This is a genomic window from Streptomyces resistomycificus (genome assembly GCF_001514265.1).
Classification (GTDB): Bacteria; Actinomycetota; Actinomycetes; order Streptomycetales; family Streptomycetaceae; genus Streptomyces; species Streptomyces resistomycificus.
Map to the genome: position 1 here is coordinate 845,738 of NZ_KQ948990.1, position 18,178 is coordinate 863,915.

Sequence of the window (18,178 nt, forward strand, 5' to 3'; positions counted from 1 at the left end):
AACCGGGGCGCCCCATGAACAGGGGCGCCCCGGCTGGTGCCGATGTCAGTCCCGGTTGCCCCTGCGCACGCGTCGCGTCGCGTCGACGACGAACGAGGCGGAGCCCACGGCCAGGATGACGGCGAGTGCGGTGTCCCGCTGCACCGCGAGGGTGACGCACAGGGCCGCCAGGACCGCGGCGGCGCCTATCTCGGCGGTCAGTGCGAGCCGACGCTTCGTCGCGTCGGTCGGTTGGTTCAGCATCGGCGCGTCCAGATGGTAGGCGGAATGGGAATGAACACGTTGCCTCCCAGTCTGAGGGCTCCGGTGATCACGGAGGTGCACTTCCCGCGAGCCACCGCGTACGCGGCCACCGTGGTGAAGTACCAGAGGTATCCACGGATCGCCGTGATGGCGTGCTTCCAGGGACCGGGGACCCACTTTATGTCCTTGGCCCAGCCGACGAACGCCGCTGCGCTTCCCACCCCGAAGGCCACCCAACGGGTCTCCGCCTTGTTGAGGTCCAGCCTGAGGAAGTACTTCGGGGACCACCACGGCTTCCACCAGCGGATGCGGACCTTGCCGCTGATGTCGGTGCACCCGACCGGATCGCCGCCGCAGTACTCGTAGGCGTTGGCGTTCCCGCCGTAGACGGGGTCGACGGAAAGGAAGCGCCCGGTGTTCGGGTTGTAGAGGCGGACGCCCATGAGCATGAGCGAACTCACCGTCTCGGACGACCGCTGGTGGTTGCCCAGCCAGCCGTAGCGGGTGGACTGCTGCCCTGCCCTGCTCTTGCCGTACTCCTCGCTGTCGAGAGCGACCGGAGCCTTTGTGGTGTCCAGCGGAAGCTGGAGCGCCACGTCTCCGTGCACCGAGGTGAACTGCAGTGTCGTGTCACCCGACTTGGCGGTCGTGGCGCCCAGATCGCCGCTCGCGGAGCGGACGTTGCGCGTCACCAGGCCGCTCGACGTGTTCTCCACGATCCAGCGGGGGTTGTCGCCGTCGCCGTCGTAGTGGTTGAGCTTCGACGCGGCCTGGGCCCAGGTGCTGCCGTCCGCCGAGGTCTCCAGCGTCCAGCCCCGGAAGCGGTGGGACGCGTCCAGGGACCAGGTCTGGCGCTTGCCCGACGAGGTCTGCTGCCTGACGAGGTCGTTGGAGTAGTAGCCGACGGTGCCGTTGCCGGGCGCCGCAGTGGTCCGGCCCAGGGCATCGTAGACGTAGCCCGAGTCGGTGATGCGGTCGTAGCTGTCGTAGGTGTGCTGCTGAGTCGTTCCTCCCGTGGTGGGGCAGGCCGCGCCGGAGTCGGCGGCCGCGGTGGTCAGCGCGGTGCGGTTGGCCCGCTTGTCGAACGTGTAGGAACGCCGGGTGCAGACCATGCCGACCGTGTCGTCGACCGAGGACAGCCGGCCGGCCGCGTCGTACCGGTAGCTCTGCTCCGACCAGCCGGCGTGCCGCAGCACCTGTCCGTGCGCGGACCGGGCGACGGTGTCGGTGTAGACCGAGACGCCGTCACTGTCACGGGTGTAGGAACGGCTCGCGACCGCCCCCGTGGGGTCCGTGTCGACGGCCAGCGTGTAACCACCGGGCGGCTGCTCGGTGACAACGGCGCCGTCGGCGTCGTAGGTGGCATGGAAGTCACCGGCGACCGAGTCGCTCGCCTTCGTCAGCACACCGCGCGGGTCGACGGCCGTGTCGTAGGTGTAGGTGACGGTGGACGGGACGCTGTCGGTCTCCCTGACGGCCCGGCCGAGCAGGTCGTACTCGGTGGTGGTGGTACCGCCGTCGGCATCGGTGTAGGAGATCTGCCGGCCGAGGGCGTCGTAGCTCTTGGTGATCGTTCCGCCGGTGGCCGAGCTGACCTTGGTCACCTGGCCCGACTCCGAGTCGTACGTGGTGGTGGACACCGGCACCGCCGCGCCCAGGCCGCCGGTCACCGTCGTGGTGGTGGGCCGTCCGGCCGAGTCGTACTCGACGACTGTCGTGCGGGCCACGCCGTTGGCGTCCTCGGTCCGCTTGGTGACCTCGCCGTAGTAGCCGTACTCGGTGGTCGCGCCGGGTGCCTCCGAAGGGTTGCTGCCACCGCCCGTGATCGCGCCAGCGGGCCCGGCCCAGCACTCGAGGCCCGCCCATTCGGGGCGCCCCTCGCACGATCCGGTGCCGGTCGGCTTCCAGTACGTGACGACCCTGGACGCCGCGTCGTCGCCCGTTCCGCCGGGGGGTACGACGTCCGTGACCCGTCCCTCGGCGTTGTACGCGGTGGTGGTGGTGAGGTTCAGACCGCCGGAGTCCTCGATGGTGAGGGTGGGCAGGCCCCTGGCCCAGTCGTACTGGGTCTCGGTGACCCGCTTGTCGCCCATGACCGAGTAGTAGTCACGGGCCCGGGTTCCGGTGATGGTGAGGGTGACCTGGTTCTTCGCGACGGCCGTGCCGTCGGTGGGGCGTCCCTCGTCGTACTCGTTGACCGTCCAGGAGCGCCCCGGGACCGAGGAGCCGGCGGTCGCCAGGACGGTGGTGCCGTCCTTGAGGTCCTGCGTCAGGTCCATCCGGTGGATGGGGCCGAGCACCTCTTCGAGGCGTGCGCCCGAAGCGTCGTAGAGCGACGTGGTGGACAGTTGGTGCGCACGCTCCGCCGAGGACAGGCTGATGATGCCCAGGTCGGTGAGGGTCGCGTTCCGTGACGTCGTCCCGCCGAGGGCCAGTTGCCTGTTGCCCGCGGACAGTTCGCGCACGACGCCGCCGAACCGGTTGTACTCGACGGTGGAGATGTGCCCGCCCGGCTCGGCCGTGTTCACCTGGCGGCCGGAGGCGTTCAGGTAATGGACGGTCGCGCGCTGGTAGTTGCCCTTGTCCAGATCGGCACCGGAGTTCGACGTCGGCACGGAGTCGGCCGGGAACACCGCGGTGGCGTCGGTGGGTGCGTCACTCTGACCCCAGGCCGCGATGCTCGTCGAACTCATCGCGTGCGGCGCCTTGGTGCCGCTGGGCGGAACGCCGTAGACCACGGTGGTGACGGCGTCGCCCTGGATCTCGGTGGCGGACCCCTGCTTCAGCCGCGGCTGGGAGACGTTCAGCAGCATGCCGTCGCCCGAGGCGGCGCCGCTGCCCGCGTTGCCGTAGGAGAAGGTGTACGGCAACTGCCCGGCCGGGTCGAGCCAGGTGATCCGGCCCTCGTCGTAGGCGTACTGGGTCTCCGCCTGCTGGCCGATCCGCGGGTCCCAGGTCTGGCGCAGCCGGCCCTGGGAGTCGTAGCGGTAGGTGGTCACGGCGGTCGCGGTCGCGGCGGAGGCGCGGGGAGCGGTGGCCCACAGCCGGATCTGCTTCACCTGGCCGGTGAAGTCACCGAACTGCGCGTCTGTCTCCGTGCCCGTGGCCGTGGTGGCCGTGGCGTACACGAACTCCAGGACGCGGCAGCCCTTGGTCGCCGGATCGGCCTCGCACGCGGCGGCGGTGGCCGCCGTGGTCGGGGCGATGATCCGCTTCGGACGGGCCAGCGTCTTGCCGTCCACCGTGACGGTCTCGGAGGCCACCGTGGTGGTCGAGTTGGTCAGGCCGCCCAGCAGTGAGCCGGTCACCTGCCAGGTCGTCGCGGCCGCGGTCGGTTTGGCGAAGGTGGTCACCGTGCCGCTGGTGTCGGTCAGGGTGAAGGAGCCGGAGAAGCCGCCCTTGAGCGTCAGAGCCTCGGCGCCGGGTTCGGCGATCCAGCCGGTCTTCGCCGCGTTCGCGGTGAAGCTCAGTCGGCGCTGGTCCTCCGTCACCACCCGCAGGGCCGTGTCGGAGACCTTCTCGAGGTAGGTGTAGTCGGACTGGGAGACCTCCGCGACCGTGCCGGAGGTCCACTCCTTGCCGAAGATGGCGGCCTGGCCCTCCTGCTTCGCGCCGGCGCCGGGCGTTCGCGAGGAGATGCTGCGCGTGACGCTCATCCCGAAGAACGAGGCGTCGTCGGCGGAGAGCGTGTAGTCACCGGTGAGCAGGTTCACCGAGCCGGGCCCGACGTCCGTCGTCGACGCCGCGTCGGCGTTGCGGTCCACGACCACGGTCAGCGGTTCGGTGCTTCGGGTGGCGGAGTCCGGACCGGTGAAGTCGGCCTTGATCTGGACCGTGCCGTCCGGGTCGACCGTGCTGGTGGCGCTCCACACCAGCGGGGAGTTCTTGCCGCCGGTCAGCGCGACCGGCCAGGCGCTCAGCGCGGTGTCGCCGGAGGTGACGTCACCGACCGGGATCTTCACCCAGGTGTCGGCCTCCGATCGCCGCCAGGAGAAGGACACCTTGTCGTACCTGCCCGACTCGGCCTCGGCCACCAGCGGCAGGCGGCGCGCGGTACGTTCACCCTCGGACGGCTGGAGGAAGCCACCCGGCCCGGCGTGGAAGACGTACTCCTTCGCCTCGGACTTGTTGTCGGCCTTGTCCACCGAGCGGACCTGCAGCGTGTGCGTGCCGTCCTTCGGCGGGGTGACGCTGACGCTCTTCGCGGCACTCGCTCCGCCGGTGGCGACCTTGGTCCAGGTCACGCCGTCCAGCGACCACTCCAGCCAGTTGTGGTCGGTGCCGGAGGGCGGGGTGATGGTGAAGACGCCGGCCTGGCCCGCGCCCTTGACCCACTGCCCGCTGGGGTAGTCGGTGGAGGTGACGGACGCGGGGGCGGAGGGCGCTGTGGTGTCGACGGTGAACGTCTTCCACGCCGACCAGCCGGTGTTGTAGTGCGCCCCGTCGTAGGGGTTGGTGCGGAACTTGTACGTCTTGCCGCTGCTCAGTACGCCGGACGGAACCGTCACCGACGCGGCGGAGCCACTGGCCACGTACTTGGAGACGATGACGTCACCGACCTGCGCGTTCGTGGCGTTGTCGTAGATCTGGAAGGTGCCGTTGACCTTGTCCCCGTCGGCGTCGACGAAGGTGTCGCGCAGTGTGGGGGTGGTGGTGTTGACCGCGTAGGCGCCGCCGTGTGAGAAGAACGGCGGGCCGGCCTCCTGCTTGGTGCCGGTCTTCGGCCGGTAGTTGTAGTTGACGACCAGCTTCGGCGGGTTGGAGGCCGCGTTCGCGGAGTTGACGCGCTTCCACTGGGCGAGGGCGGTCTCACTCGTCGCGCGCAGGCCCATGTGGCCGCGGGTGGCCTTGGCGGACGCCCACTCCTGCACCAGCGCGGACACGTCGGCGTTGATCCAGCCGTCGGGCTGGGCGGAGCACCCGGCGTTGCCGGTGGTCTCGGTGGACGTGGCCTTCTTCGCCGTCCAGGCCGGCTGCGCGGTCCAGCGCGAGGAGGTCGAGGCGGCGCCGGAGGACCACACCTCCCACGGGTAGGCCTTGCAGTCCGTGTTGCCGGAGTGGAAGTTCCACAGGCTCAGCTTGGCGCTGGAGATCAGCGCGTCCTGGATCGGCGTGGTGTTCCAGGAGACGAAGGACCGTGCAGTTCGGGCGGTGCCGTCGGAGTTGGTCGTGCCCGGGTTGCCGAGGTCCAGCTCGGTGTCGGCGGACCAGTCGACGGTCTCACCCTGCTGGACGTAGGTGTCGAAGACGTTCGACAGCGAGGACGTCGACGGTGACGGGGTACCGGGTCTGAGGGTCGGAGAGGAACCGCGCGTCCGGGGTGACCACCAGGTCGACGGAGGAGCCCTTCTTCACGACCCTCAGGTCGACCTCCGCCTTGTGGGTGTGCTCGCCGGACCGCTTGTCGACGGCGGAGTCCCACATCACGGGCGCGGGCATCACGGCCCGCTTCTTGTTCTTCCTGTCGGTGAACTGCACGCTTCCGTCGGCGAGTTGCTTCACCTTCAGGCCCTTGGCCTTCAGCGGCAGCGTGTAGGAGTAGCTGCCCTGATCGGGCCGCTGTCTGATCTCGACGAACTGTTCGAAGCCGGTTCGGGTGGCCTCGACGACCACGTCCGCGCCCGGCACCGCATTGGCGTACTCGGCCCGCGTTCCGTCGAGCGTGGGCTTCGGCAGGCCGCCCTTCCACTGGAGGGTGATCTGCTGGTCGCCTTCTCCCAGCGTCACCAGGTCGGTCGCCCTGGCGGTGCGAGCGGCCTTCAGCGACTTCGCCGGCGTGCCCGTCTTCCCCGCGAGCCGCAGTCCCTCCGGGTGCGCGACCGGCTCGACGCCCGAGCCGGACTCACGCAACTCCACGTCGACGTCGAGCCACTTGCCGTCCCGCTCGAAGCGGACCGGACCGGCTGCGAGGGAGGTGGTGAGGCTACCGTCCTTGTTCACCCAGGTCGTCGACGTCTCGGTGCGCTCCGAGAGAGCTTCGACCCGCTTGCCGGACAGTTTCGCCGCGACACGGGCAGAGGGTATGTCGGCGGCCTGTGTCGCCGCCTTCTTCGGGTTCTTCGGCGCCTCGGCGATCCCGGCCGGGGTGGCGGCCTGCGAACCGGCCGCGTTGATCAGGGTGATGGCCAGGGCCAGGGAGACACAGCTCGCCGTCCAGCGAACGTTCCCGACCAGCCTGGGTCTTCCGCGCCGGCGTGGCGCGGATCTGTGAACCGACATGCTTCCTCGACCTCTCGCATTCGCAAAGCCATCACTCACGTGATGCAAGAGTGAAGGTATGTGGCAGGTAAAGATCAGAAATGGTGCCAAGATCACAAAAGGTGGACGTGCGGGTTTCGCCAGTTAGGGTGATTCGCGTCACCGTCACGCGCCAATCGGCTTGAGGGAGCCAGTAGTTCACCTTGACCATGCCGAAAATTCAGCCACTGGTGGCCGGAAAGGCCTGACAGGTGCCGACGCGGCGAAAGGGCCCGACCGGAGCTTGTCCGGTCGGGCCCTTTCGGGGTGCCCGTGAACCTGCGATGGTGCACCGATCGCAGGTCGGGAGGCCGGCCTGGTGGTCAGGCCTTCTTGGTCTCCCAGAAGATCTTGTCGATCTCGGCGATGTAGTCCAGAGCCTTCTGGCCCGTGGCCGGGTCGGTCGAACCCTTGGCGGCCGAGAGGGCCTTCAGGGCGTCGTTGACCAGCTGGTGCAGCTCCGGGTACTTCTCGAAGTGCGGCGGCTTGAAGTAGTCGCTCCACAGCACGGAGACGTGGTGCTTCGCCAGTTCGGCGCGCTGCTCCTTGATGACGGTGGCGCGAGCCTGGAAGTGCGGGTCGTCGTTGCCGGCCATCTTCTCCTGGACAGCCTTGACCGACGCCGCCTCGATGCGGGCCTGGGCAGGGTCGTACACGCCGCAGGGCAGGTCGCAGTGGGCGCTGACCTTGACCTTGGGGGCGAACAGTCGGGAAAGCATGGAGCAGTCCTTCCTCGTGATCGTCTTCTCAGGTGGGACATTACTCCCTGGAAGAAGCGATTTCGCGGGTGCCCCCATGGGCTTAGGGCAAAAGTACGGGGTGAGACTGAGACTGGTGGATGAACGGACCGGGGAGGTGCCGGAGATGCCGGAGCTGTCGCAGGAGACCGAGCGCAAGGGGGCCTTGCTGCCGTTCGGGCTGGCCGAGGTGACCGGGCCGTCCATGGTGCCCACGCTCAGTCACGGGGACCGGCTCGTGGTGCGATGGGGTGCCCGGATCAGGCAGGGCGACGTGGTCGTCCTGCGTCATCCCTTCCAGCAGGACCTGCTCGTGGTCAAGCGGGCCACCGAGCGCCGGGCGGGCGGCTGGTGGGTGCTCGGCGACAACGCGTACGCCGGCGGCGACAGCACCGACTACGGGACCGTGCCCGACGAGCTGGTGCTCGGGAAGGTCCGCTTCCGCTACCGGCCGCGCAGGCCGGATCAGCGCTCGCCCTTCGCCGCGGTGCTCTGGGCGCTGTCGGCCGCCCGGCCCGTCCTGTCCGACCGGTCGGCCTCCAGGCGTTTGCGGGCCCGGTAGGCGGCCACGTTGGCCCGGGTCGCGCAGCGGTCCGAGCAGTAGCGCCGGGAGCGGTTCGTGGACGTGTCGAGGTAGGCGTTGCGACACGGCGACGCCTCGCACAGACCCAGCCGGTCCACGCCGTACTCCGTCAGGTGGAAGGCGAGGCCCATCGCGGCGATGGCCGCGTAGCCCGCGGTCGCGTTCGACGGGTGGTCCGCCAGGTGCATGTGCCACAGCGGTCGGCCGTCGTCGTCCCGGAAGTCGTGCCCGGAGATCTGCGGGCTCACCGGGAACTCCAGGAGGAGCGAGTTCAGCAGGTCCACCGCGAGGGTCTCGTCGCCGCCGTCCGCCGCCTCGAAGACCGCGCGCAGCCGCCCCCGCACCGAGCGGAACCGCGTCACGTCCGCGTCGGTGGCCCGACGGGCGGCCGAGGCGTTGGCGCCGAACAGGTCCCGGACGGCCTCCACCGAGGTCAGCGCGTCCTTGCCCCGGGCCGGTTCCTCGCTGTTGACGAGGCGCACCGCGTAATCCGAGTAATAGGCCAGTTCCACTTGTAGTCCTTACGGAGGCGTTCTATGGTCGTGGTGCGGTCGGGTAACAGACGGTCGTGCATCCAGGGTATTACGTGACGTAGGCGACGGAGGGGCTCGATGACGGACGCGGACACCACGACGACCGGTGCGGACTGGCAGGCCTGGCAGGAGAGCTGGGACCGCCAGCAGGAGTGGTACATGCCCGACCGGGAGGACCGCTTCCGGATCATGCTCGACATGGTCGAGGCCCTCGTCGGCACCGCACCGCGCGTCCTGGACCTGGCGTGCGGCACGGGAACCATCACGGCCAGGCTCCTCGCGCGGTTCCCGCAGGCCACCAGCACCGGCGTCGACCTCGACCCCGCGCTCCTCGCCATCGCCGAGGGCACCTTCGCGGGCGACGAGCGGGTCACCTTCGTCACCGCCGACCTCAAGGACCCCGACTGGCCGACGAAGCTGCCGCACGACTCGTACGACGCGGTCCTGACCGCCACCGCCCTGCACTGGCTGCACAGCGAACCCCTCGCGGCCCTCTACGGTCAGGTCGCGGAACTCGTCCGCGACGGCGGTGTCTTCATGAACGCGGATCACATGATCGACGACACCACGCCCCGGATCAACGCCGCCGAGCGCGCCCAGCGGCACGCGGGCATGGACCGGACCAGGAGCGGCGGCGCCCTGGACTGGGCCGAGTGGTGGCAGCTCGCCGCCAAGGACCCCGTCCTGGCCGAACCCACGGCCAGGCGCTTCGAGATCTACGGTGAGCACGCCGACGGCGAGATGCCGTCCGCCGCGTGGCACGCGCACGTCCTGCGCGACAAGGGCTTCGGCGAGGCCCGCCCGGTCTGGTGCTCGCCGTCGGACACACTGCTGCTCGCGCTCAAGTAGCCCACCGCACACGGGAGGGGCGGTACGGGAACCCCGTACCGCCCCTCCCTTCTCACGTGTCGCTACAGCACCTTCGACAGGAACGCCTGCGTCCGCTCGTGCCGCGGGTTCGTCAGGACCTCGCGCGGGTCGCCGGACTCGACCACCACGCCGCCGTCCATGAACACCAGGCTGTCGCCCACCTCGCGGGCGAAGCCCATCTCGTGGGTGACGACGATCATCGTCATGCCCGACTCGGCGAGGTCGCGCATGACGTCGAGGACGTCACCGACCAGCTCCGGGTCGAGAGCCGAGGTCGGCTCGTCGAAGAGCATCAGCTTCGGGTCCATGGCCAGCGCACGGGCGATCGCCACGCGCTGCTGCTGGCCGCCGGAGAGCTGCGACGGGTAGCTGCCGGCCTTGTCGGCGAGACCGACACGGTCGAGCAGATCCTGTGCCCGCTCCCGGGCCTGGGCCCGGCTCACGCCCTTGACCTGGACCGGGGCCTCCATGACGTTCTCCACGGCCGTCATGTGCGGGAACAGGTTGAAGCGCTGGAAGACCATGCCGATGTCCCGGCGCTTGAGCGCGACCTCGCTGTCCTTGAGCTCGTAGAGCTTGTCGCCCTTCTGGCGGTAGCCGACCAGCTCGCCGTCGACGTACAGCCGGCCGGCGTTGATCTTCTCCAGGTGGTTGATGCACCTGAGGAACGTGGACTTGCCGGAGCCGGAGGGGCCGATGAGGCAGAACACCTCGCCGGACTTCACTTCCAGGTCGATGCCCTTGAGGACCTCGACCAGACCGAAGGACTTGTGGACGCCCTCGGCCTTCACCATGGCGGTCATGCGGTACCTCCCGCCGACGAACGGTTCGACAGGGACAGCAGGTTCGCCCTGATCTTCTGGAACGGCGTGGCCGGCAGACTGCGGCTCGAACCGCGGGCGTAGTACCGCTCCAGGTAGTACTGGCCGACGCTGAAGACCGAGGTCAGCACCAGGTACCAGGCTGCGGCGAGGAACAGCATCTCGGCCGGGGCGCCGGAGGTCTGGCCGATGTCCTGGGCGACGCGCAGCAGCTCCGAGTACTGGACCACGGACACCAGCGAGGTCGTCTTCAGCATGTTGATGACCTCGTTGCCCGTGGGCGGCACGATCACGCGCATCGCCTGCGGGACGACGATCCGGCGCAGCGTCTTGCCGTGGCTCATGCCCAGCGCCTGCGACGCCTCGGTCTGGCCCTCGTCGACCGAGAGCAGGCCGGCCCGGCAGATCTCCGCCATGTAGGCCGCCTCGTTGAGGCCGAGGCCCAGCAGCGCCGTCAGGAACGGGGTCATGAACTGCGACCACTCGTCCTTGTAGATCGGCCCGAGGTTGATGTACTCGAAGACCAGGCCCAGGTTGAACCAGACGATCAGCTGGACCAGGACCGGGGTACCGCGGAAGAACCAGATGTAGAACCACGCGATGGACGAGGTGACCGGGTTCTTCGACAGGCGCATCACCGCGAGCAGGATGCCGCCGACGACGCCGATGATCATGCACAGCACGGTGAGCAGGAGTGTCTTGCCCACGCCGCTGAGGATGCGGTCGTTGAAGAAGTAGTCCGGGATCGCGCCCCAGTTGATCCTGCCCTGGGAGAACGCGTAGATGACGCCGCCCAGCGCGGCGATGGCGATGACGGCGGAGACGTACCGCCCGTAGTGACGGACCGGGATGGCCTTGATGGCCTCCGGGCCGGCCGACGGGGTGTCCGCCGGCCCGTCCGTCTTGTCGATGTCAGCAGTCACGGGTGTTGCCTTTCAGTGCCGCAGACCGCGCGGTCACTTGCCGCCGTTGATGGTGGCTTCCTTGACGGCGCCGTCTGCGACGCCCCACTTCGAGATGATCTTGTCGTACTCGCCGTTCTTGATGATCGCGTCCAGCGCGGCCTGCAGAGCGTCTCGCAGCTGGGTGTTGTCCTTGGCGACCGCGATGCCGTACGGGGCGGCCTCGACCTGCTCGCCGACGATCTGGAAGTCGTTGCCGCCACCGGAGGTCTTCACGGCGTACGCGGCGACCGGGAAGTCGGAGGAGCCGGCATCGGCGCCGCCCGCGCGCAGGCGGGTCTGGGCCTGCTGGTCGTTGTCGAAGGCCTGGATGGAGATCGTCTTGCCGCCGGTGCACTTCTTCGCCTCGGCCTTGGCGAGGTCCTCCGAGACCGTGCCGCGCTGCACCACGATCTTCTTGCCGCACAGGTCGGACCAGGTCTTGATGCCCTGGTCGTCACCCTTCTTGGTGTAGATCGAGACACCGGCGGTGAAGTAGTCGACGAAGTCGACGCCCTCGCCGACCTTCTTGCCGGTGTCGGAGTCGATGCCCTCCTGACGGTCCTTGGTGTCGGTCATCGCGGACATGGCGATGTCGTAGCGCTTGGAGCGCAGACCCGTGATCAGGGTGTCGAAGGTGCCGTTCTCGAACTCGAACGTCACGCCGAGCTGCTTGCCCATGGCTGCGGCGAGGTCGGGGTCGATACCGACCGTCTTGCCGGAGCTGTCCTTGAACTCGACCGGCGCGTAGGCGATGTCGGAACCGACCTTGACGACGCCCGCGTCGCGGATCGACTTCGGCAGCTTGTCGGCCAGCGGGGCCGCGCTCGCCGAGGTGGTGTCGGTGCTTTCCGCGCCGCTGTCCTTGGTCTGGTCACCGCAGCCGGTGAGCAGCAGGGCGCCCGCGACCGCGATCGCACCGACCGCTGCCAGACGGTTGTGCGTGGCGGTCGAACGACGGGTGGAGCTTGCGGTCATGGTGGGTCCTCCGGCGGATGGGTGGAGTTGCCGATGGGGCGGACAACTGCCGATGGGTTCGGCAGGTGCCTTGGGTCCTGGGTCGACGAGAGCACACGTCTTCGAGTGTCGCGACCTCGTGTGATGACGGCATCTTGCCATTCGGACTGGGGCATTCTGGGGGGCAGCCATGTCAAAATCGGATAACGGGCGACCCCCGAACCACACCAGGTTGGTACATCCTGGCCGCACCATCTGCGGGAATCTTCCGTTCCGGCCGCAATATCTTCGGTCTATCTCGGGATGCGGACGCCGCCGCGTCGCAGGTCGGAGCGGTTCGAGCGCCACTCGAACGACCGTCAAGCGGATCTTGAGCGGTTGTCCCGGTATGTCGCATGATTCATGTCACCGGCAAGTGGATGTTCGCCTTCCGCCATGTGACCTTGCACGTATTGGACTCGTCGTCGGTGCGGTCCGTCCGGTAAGAAGGTTCTTTACACCCCTCATCCGGGGCTCAGGGCGCGTGTGCGGCGCGCCCGTCGCGTAGGGCTCGTACGTACCCCCGTACGCAGCATCGTTTCAAGGGCCGTACGCGGTGCCCGCCCACTTCTCAACCAGGAGTGGCCACCCTCAAACCATGCAGACCTAAGGGGTAAGACAAAGTGGCAGCGGAGATCGTCAATCCTCGCAGCGACAGCAGTACGGACCAGGAAGGCGAGGCCGAGCCCCTCGATTCCTTCGATCCGGCGTTCGCGCTGCACCGCGGCGGCAAGATGGCCGTGCAGGCCACCGTGCCGATCCGCGACAAGGACGACCTGTCCCTGGCGTACACGCCCGGCGTCGCGAAGGTGTGCAGCGCGATCGCCGAGCAGCCCGAGCTGGTCCACGACTACACGTGGAAGTCCTCGGTCGTCGCCGTCGTGACGGACGGTACTGCCGTGCTCGGACTCGGTGACATCGGTCCCGAGGCCTCCCTCCCGGTGATGGAGGGCAAGGCGATCCTGTTCAAGCAGTTCGGCGGCGTGGACGCCGTCCCGATCGCGCTGAACTGCACGGGCGTCGACGAGATCGTCGAGACCGTGGTCCGGCTCGCGCCGTCCTTCGGCGGTGTGAACCTGGAGGACATCTCGGCGCCGCGGTGCTTCGAGATCGAGCGCAAGCTCCAGGAGCAGCTGGACATCCCGGTCTTCCACGACGACCAGCACGGTACGGCGGTCGTGACGCTGGCCGCGCTGCGGAACGCGGCGAAGCTCACCGGTCGTGGGATCGGGGAGCTGCGGGTTGTCATCTCGGGCGCCGGCGCGGCCGGTGTCGCCATCGCGAAGATGCTGGTCGAGGCCGGCATCGGCGACGTGGCCGTGGCGGACCGCAAGGGCATCGTGTCCGCCGACCGGGACGACCTGACCTCGGTCAAGCGTGAGCTGGCCGGCTTCACCAACAAGGCCGGGATCACCGGATCGCTGGAGGCGGCCCTGGAGGGCGCCGACGTCTTCGTCGGTGTCTCCGGCGGTACGGTGCCGGAGCCGGCGGTGGCCTCGATGGCCGAGGGCGCCTTCGTCTTCGCCATGGCCAACCCCACCCCCGAGGTCCACCCTGATGTCGCGCGCAAGTACGCGGCGGTCGTGGCGACCGGGCGGTCCGACTTCCCGAACCAGATCAACAACGTGCTGGCGTTCCCCGGGATCTTCGCGGGTGCGCTCCAGGTGCGGGCCTCCCGCATCACCGAGGGCATGAAGATCGCGGCCGCGGAGGCGCTGGCGTCGGTGGTCGGGGACGACCTCGCGGCGGACTACGTGATTCCGTCGCCGTTCGACGAGCGGGTGGCGCCTGCGGTGACGGCGGCGGTGGCCGCGGCGGCGCGAGCGGAAGGTGTCGCCCGGCGCTGAGGTGCTGTGCGCCGAATGGCCCCGTCCGTTTGGGCGGGGCCATTTTTTTACCCGCCCGCCCGCCCGTTCGGGTGGCACGGGCTCGCGGGTGGGCACAGGCCGGGCACCTGACAAGAGGGCGTGTGTCACAGCCCGCCACGGTTCCGCCCGCCCGCCGCCGACACCTATCGTCAAGGTCATGTTCGCTGTCTACGCCGCCCGAATCGACCGCGACCGGCCGCTCTCCGGCCTGGAGTCGGGGGAGCGCCCGGCCCCCGGACCCCGCCCCGGCTGGAGCGTCGTCGACGTCAGGGCCGCCTCCCTCAACCACCACGACCTCTGGTCCCTGCGCGGCGTGGGCCTCGCGGAGGACAAACTGCCGATGATCCTCGGCTGCGACGCCGCCGGCGTCGACCAGGACGGCAACGAGGTCGTCCTGCACTCCGTCATCGGCCAGACCGGCCACGGCGTCGGCCCCGCGGAGCCCCGCTCCATCCTCACCGAGCGCTACCAGGGCACCTTCGCCGAGCAGGTCGCCGTACCGACCTGGAACCTCCTCCCCAAGCCCAAGGGGCTCTCCTTCGAGGAGGCCGCCTGTCTGCCCACCGCATGGCTGACGGCGTACCGGATGCTGTTCACCAACGCCGGCGTGCGTCCCGGCGACTCCGTCCTCGTGCAGGGCGCCGGCGGCGGTGTCGCCACGGCGGCGATCGTGCTGGCGAAGGCGGCCGGGCTGCGGGTCTTCGCGACCAGCCGGGACGAGGCCAAGCGGAAGCGGGCCCTCGAGCTGGGTGCCGTGGAGGCGTTGGAGCCGGGCGCGCGGCTGCCGCAGCGCGTCGACGCCGTTATCGAGACGGTCGGCGCGGCCACCTGGTCGCACTCGGTGAAGTCGCTGCGGCCCGGGGGAACGCTGGTGATCTCCGGCGCGACCAGCGGTGACCGTCCCTCGCACGCCGAGCTCACCCGGATCTTCTTCCTGGAGCTCAAGATCGTCGGCTCCACCATGGGCACCAAGGACGAGCTGGAGGACCTGCTCTCCTTCTGTGCCGCCACGGGTGTACGTCCCGTCATCGACGAGGTGCTCCCGCTCGACCGCGCCCGCGAGGGCTTCGAACGCCTCGCGTCCGGGGACCTTTTCGGCAAGATCGTCCTCACGAACGGCCAGTAGCGCCTCCCTCCTCCCCTCCCTCTCCCTCGCCTGCTGACGGCCGGTCCGGTTTCCGGGCCGGCCGTCAGTCTTGCCGTCCCTTCGCCCGCATCTTGTCAACATTGATTGACAGTCGGGTGATGTCAACGTAGGTTGACGTCATGACCGAAGCAACGGATCTCGCCGAGCGTGCTGGCGACCGAGACCCCCGGGTCGGCCTGCGCGCCGTCGCCGCGCTGCGCAGGCTGCTGGAGCAGTTGGAGGCGGTGCAGGTGCGCAGTGCGCGCCATCAGGGCTGGTCGTGGCAGGAGATCGCCGCGGAACTCGGTGTGAGCAGGCAGGCCGTGCACAAGAAGTACGGGAGGCATTGATGTTCGAGCGGTTGACGAAGGACGCCCGGGACGTGGTGCGCGGGGCGGCCGAGCACGCCGAGGGGGCGGGGGCGCGGTCCGTGGAGGCGGAACACGTCCTGCTCGCCCTGCTGGACGGGGAGGCCTCGCGCGCCTCCTTCGGGCTGGCCGCGCTGGGGCTCACCGAGCGCAAGGACTCGGTACGGCAGGCCCTGACCGAGTCCCGGCGGCGGGCGGGTCTGTCCCAGGCCGAGGCCGACGCCCTCGCGGGTCTCGGCATCGACGTCTCGGAGATCGTCGCCCGGGTGGAGGAGGTGCACGGCGTCGGCGCGATGTCCGGCGACCGCAAGGACAAGGGCTGGTGGTCGGGGCGCCGCACTTTCGGGAGGGACGCCAAGGAGGTCCTGGAGCGGTCCCTGCGCATCGCCGTCGCCCGCCGCGACCGCCATGTCGGCGACGAACACATCCTGCTGGCCCTGACCGCCTGCCCCGGCGTGCCCGCGGAGATCCTCGCCGACCACGGCGTGACGTACGAGACGCTGACGCGGGTGCTGTACGGCGGGGGAGAGGCGCAGGCGGGCTGAGGCGAGGTCAGGCCGAGGTGCGGGCGGGCTGGGGCGCAGACTGACTGGGGCGCGGGCGGGCTGGGGCGCAGACTGACTAGGGCGCGGGCGGGCTGGCTGGGGCGCAGGCCGAGGCTGGGGCGGGCTGACGCGAGGGCGGGGGTCGCCTGGCCGGGAATCCTCCGGCGACGTTGTCGAGCCCTGCCGAGCCCGTCGGCGACGTTGTCGAGCCCATCGGCCGCGCTGGGCAGCCGATGGGCTCGGTGGCGGTGCCGAACGTGCCTCGCTCAGGCCTTCGGTGTCCGCAGCAGCGCCCCGATGTGGGCCGCCGCCGTCGAGAGGTGGCGGCGGGCGTCGCGGACCTGGTCGGGGGTGACGCCGTGGTCCCGGGCCGCGTCGCGGATGTCGTCCCGGAAGCGGTCGAGCAGACGGTCCATGTCGCGGGCCGGGTCGCCGGTGGGGTCCTCATGGGCCCACGCCGGCTCGTACTCGGCCGGGAAGTCCTCCGGGGTGTGGGAGTACTCGGGCGCCGACGCCGGCGCGGCCTTCTCCGCGTTGCCGAAGCCCCGCCCGAAGCCGAAGTCCTTGCCGAACTCCTTGCCGTAGTCCTTCCCGAACTCGCCGAACTCCTTGGCCAGTTCGGTGAGCCCTTCGCGCACCCCGGTCGGCCAGTCGCCCCGCGCGAAATGGTCCTGCACCTGCTCCTGAACCCGTCGGGCGATGCGCTGCACCTCCTCCTGTGCCTGCTCCCGGGCCCGGTCCTGCGCCTCCTTGGCCTGACGGCGGGCCCGCTGGGCCTCGTCCCTCGCCCGGCGGCTCTCGTCCTTGGCGCGCCGGGCCTGTTCCTTCCACTCCTGCTTGACGCGGCGCATCTCCTCCCTGGCGGCGCGCCACGCCTCCTTGTCGGTGTAGTCCGTGAAGTCCCCCAAGGGGCCGGCCTGTTCACCGCCGCCGGCCTCGGCGCCCGTTCCCCGGCGGGCCTCGGAGGCGGCCGCCCGCATCTCGCGCCGCAGGTCGCCCGCCGCGCCGCGCACGTCGGCCCGGATCTCGGCGGCGAGTTCCGCGACCGACTCGCGGATCTCCAGCTCGAGGTCGGCCAGTTCACCGCTGCGGTCGGCCAGCTCGGCGCGGCCCGCGTCCGTGATGGCGTACACCTTGCGGCCGCCCTCGGTGGTGTGGGTGACCAGGCCCTCGGCCTCCAGCTTGGACAGCCGGGGGTACACGGTGCCCGCGGACGGTGCGTACAGCCCCTGGAAGCGCTCCTCCAGGAGGCGGATCACCTCGTAGCCGTGGCGCGGAGCCTCGTCGAGCAGCTTCAGCAGGTAGAGGCGGAGGCGGCCGTGGGCGAAGACGGGGGGCATGTCAGAGCACCTTCTTGTCGGTCGTACCGTCGGCCGGAGTGCTGGTGGAGCCGCCGTCCCGGCCGGAACCGGAATTGTCTCCCGACGTGTCCCGCGGGCGGTTGGCCGGGTCGTCGGCGGGCAGGTCCGTGAGGTCGTCCCACGGCTCGTCCTCCCGGGGTGGCCGGCGCAGGAGGGCGATGGAGCCGGAGATGGTCGTGGCCCGCAGCTTGCCGTTGCCCGGACCGAGACGGCCGGTGATCTTGTGCGCGCCCCACTGGCCGTGTACGCGGAGTCCCTCGAAGGCGTTGGAGATCGTGCCGCTCGCGGTGTTGGCCTCGACCTCGGTGTCCGCGGGCTGGGGCAGCCTGATCGCGATCTCGCCCGAGATGCTGGTCAGCCGGACGTCGGTCGGGCCGTCCGGATCGAGATCGACGATCATGGAGCCGCTGACCGAGTCGGCCCGCACGGAGGACCCCGAGCCGTCGACGACGGTCAGGTCGCCGGAGACGGAGTTGAAGCGGAGGTCGCCGGTGACGGCCTGAGCCTCGAGGTTCCCGGAGACGGTGTCGGCGCGGACCGGGCCGGAGAGCCCGACGAGTGTCGTGTCGCCGTTGACCCCCTTCACCACGGACGTCCCGCGCAGCCCGGAGACGACGGCCCCCGCGCTGATCACGCCCACCTCGACCTGGGTGTCGGCCGGCACGGCGAGAGAGACGACCGCGCTGCGGCGCCAGCCCTTCCGGTCGAGCCACTTGAGGAAGCCCTTCCAGGGCAGGTCGTCGTACGCCACGGTGAGCGTGCCGGCTTCCTGGGTCACGATCAGGGGCGGGCCCTCGATCTCGGAGATCTCCAGGCGGGCGGAACCCTCGTCGGTGCCCACCACGTTCACTGTTCCGTCGACGACGCGGACGCGGAGGGTGGTGACCGGATCGTCGAAGGTGAGCTTCGTCGGCTCTGTGACGGACCACTCGGACATCGGTGCGACCTC

At 69.8% G+C, this 18,178-nt stretch carries 14 protein-coding genes and 1 pseudogene; 6 read left to right on the plus strand and 9 right to left on the minus strand.

Annotated features, from left to right (window positions below; genetic code table 11):
• Nucleotides 1-45: 45 nt before the first annotated feature.
• The 3 genes and pseudogenes from AQJ84_RS42180 to sodN form a co-directional block, all read right to left on the minus strand.
• Entirely contained in the window at nucleotides 46-243 is a 198-nt protein-coding gene (locus tag AQJ84_RS42180; RefSeq protein WP_030038206.1) for a hypothetical protein, read from the minus strand.
• Nucleotides 237-6,372, minus strand: a pseudogene (locus tag AQJ84_RS13835) (DNRLRE domain-containing protein). Before AQJ84_RS13835 ends, AQJ84_RS42180 begins: the two are co-directional and overlap by 7 nt.
• 431 nt (nucleotides 6,373-6,803) lie before the next feature.
• Complete coding sequence (gene sodN, locus AQJ84_RS13840) at nucleotides 6,804-7,199, minus strand: superoxide dismutase, Ni (protein WP_030038205.1); 396 nt, start codon at nucleotides 7,197-7,199, stop codon at nucleotides 6,804-6,806.
• Between the two features lie 145 nt (nucleotides 7,200-7,344).
• On the opposite strand from sodN, the gene sodX reads away from it, so the two are divergent.
• A complete protein-coding gene (sodX, locus tag AQJ84_RS13845; protein WP_037802239.1) occupies nucleotides 7,345-7,779 on the plus strand; it encodes a nickel-type superoxide dismutase maturation protease in 435 nt (144 codons plus the stop codon).
• On the opposite strand, the gene AQJ84_RS13850 is transcribed toward sodX, so the two are convergent.
• Nucleotides 7,683-8,312: a CGNR zinc finger domain-containing protein gene (locus tag AQJ84_RS13850; protein WP_030038203.1), complete on the minus strand. Its 630-nt coding sequence runs from the start codon at nucleotides 8,310-8,312 to the stop codon at nucleotides 7,683-7,685. The two genes, sodX and AQJ84_RS13850, sit on opposite strands and share 97 nt — an antisense overlap.
• Before the next feature lie 99 nt (nucleotides 8,313-8,411).
• On the opposite strand from AQJ84_RS13850, the gene AQJ84_RS13855 reads away from it, so the two are divergent.
• Nucleotides 8,412-9,182 (plus strand): class I SAM-dependent methyltransferase, encoded by a 771-nt coding sequence (locus AQJ84_RS13855; protein ID WP_030038202.1) that lies wholly within the window; start codon nucleotides 8,412-8,414, stop codon nucleotides 9,180-9,182.
• 62 nt (nucleotides 9,183-9,244) lie between these two features.
• Here the strand turns inward: AQJ84_RS13855 and AQJ84_RS13860 are convergent, their stop codons facing one another.
• The 3 genes from AQJ84_RS13860 to AQJ84_RS13870 are packed head-to-tail and all read right to left on the minus strand — an operon-like array spanning nucleotide 9,245 to nucleotide 11,943.
• Entirely contained in the window at nucleotides 9,245-10,006 is a 762-nt protein-coding gene (locus tag AQJ84_RS13860; RefSeq protein WP_030038201.1) for an amino acid ABC transporter ATP-binding protein, read from the minus strand.
• Nucleotides 10,003-10,947 (minus strand): amino acid ABC transporter permease, encoded by a 945-nt coding sequence (locus AQJ84_RS13865; protein ID WP_030038200.1) that lies wholly within the window; start codon nucleotides 10,945-10,947, stop codon nucleotides 10,003-10,005. The genes AQJ84_RS13860 and AQJ84_RS13865 overlap by 4 nt, the downstream gene beginning before the upstream one ends.
• 33 nt (nucleotides 10,948-10,980) lie before the next feature.
• Nucleotides 10,981-11,943 (minus strand): ABC transporter substrate-binding protein, encoded by a 963-nt coding sequence (locus AQJ84_RS13870; protein WP_030038199.1) that lies wholly within the window; start codon nucleotides 11,941-11,943, stop codon nucleotides 10,981-10,983.
• 641 nt (nucleotides 11,944-12,584) lie between these two features.
• Between AQJ84_RS13870 and AQJ84_RS13875 the strand changes: the two genes are divergently transcribed.
• The 4 genes from AQJ84_RS13875 to AQJ84_RS13890 all read left to right on the plus strand — a co-directional run bounded on the left by AQJ84_RS13875 (nucleotide 12,585) and on the right by AQJ84_RS13890 (nucleotide 15,868).
• Entirely contained in the window at nucleotides 12,585-13,808 is a 1,224-nt protein-coding gene (locus AQJ84_RS13875) for an NAD(P)-dependent malic enzyme (RefSeq protein WP_030038198.1), read from the plus strand.
• Nucleotides 13,809-13,986: 178 nt separating this feature from the next.
• Nucleotides 13,987-14,955, plus strand: a complete 969-nt coding sequence (locus tag AQJ84_RS13880; RefSeq protein WP_030038197.1) for a zinc-binding dehydrogenase — start codon at nucleotides 13,987-13,989, stop codon at nucleotides 14,953-14,955.
• A gap of 140 nt (nucleotides 14,956-15,095) precedes the next feature.
• On the plus strand, nucleotides 15,096-15,305 hold the full coding sequence (locus AQJ84_RS13885) for a helix-turn-helix domain-containing protein (protein WP_030038196.1): 210 nt from the start codon (nucleotides 15,096-15,098) through the stop codon (nucleotides 15,303-15,305).
• A complete protein-coding gene (locus tag AQJ84_RS13890) occupies nucleotides 15,305-15,868 on the plus strand; it encodes a Clp protease N-terminal domain-containing protein (RefSeq protein WP_030038195.1) in 564 nt (187 codons plus the stop codon). Before AQJ84_RS13885 ends, AQJ84_RS13890 begins: the two co-directional genes overlap by 1 nt.
• 266 nt (nucleotides 15,869-16,134) lie before the next feature.
• On the opposite strand, the gene AQJ84_RS13895 is transcribed toward AQJ84_RS13890, so the two are convergent.
• Both AQJ84_RS13895 and AQJ84_RS13900 read right to left on the minus strand, forming a co-directional pair.
• Nucleotides 16,135-17,208: a PadR family transcriptional regulator gene (locus tag AQJ84_RS13895; protein ID WP_053190866.1), complete on the minus strand. Its 1,074-nt coding sequence runs from the start codon at nucleotides 17,206-17,208 to the stop codon at nucleotides 16,135-16,137.
• Between the two features lies 1 nt (nucleotide 17,209).
• Nucleotides 17,210-18,166 carry a DUF4097 family beta strand repeat-containing protein gene (locus AQJ84_RS13900; RefSeq protein WP_030038194.1) on the minus strand — a complete coding sequence of 319 codons (957 nt, stop codon included), beginning with the start codon at nucleotides 18,164-18,166 and terminating at the stop codon, nucleotides 17,210-17,212.
• Nucleotides 18,167-18,178 lie beyond the last annotated feature (12 nt).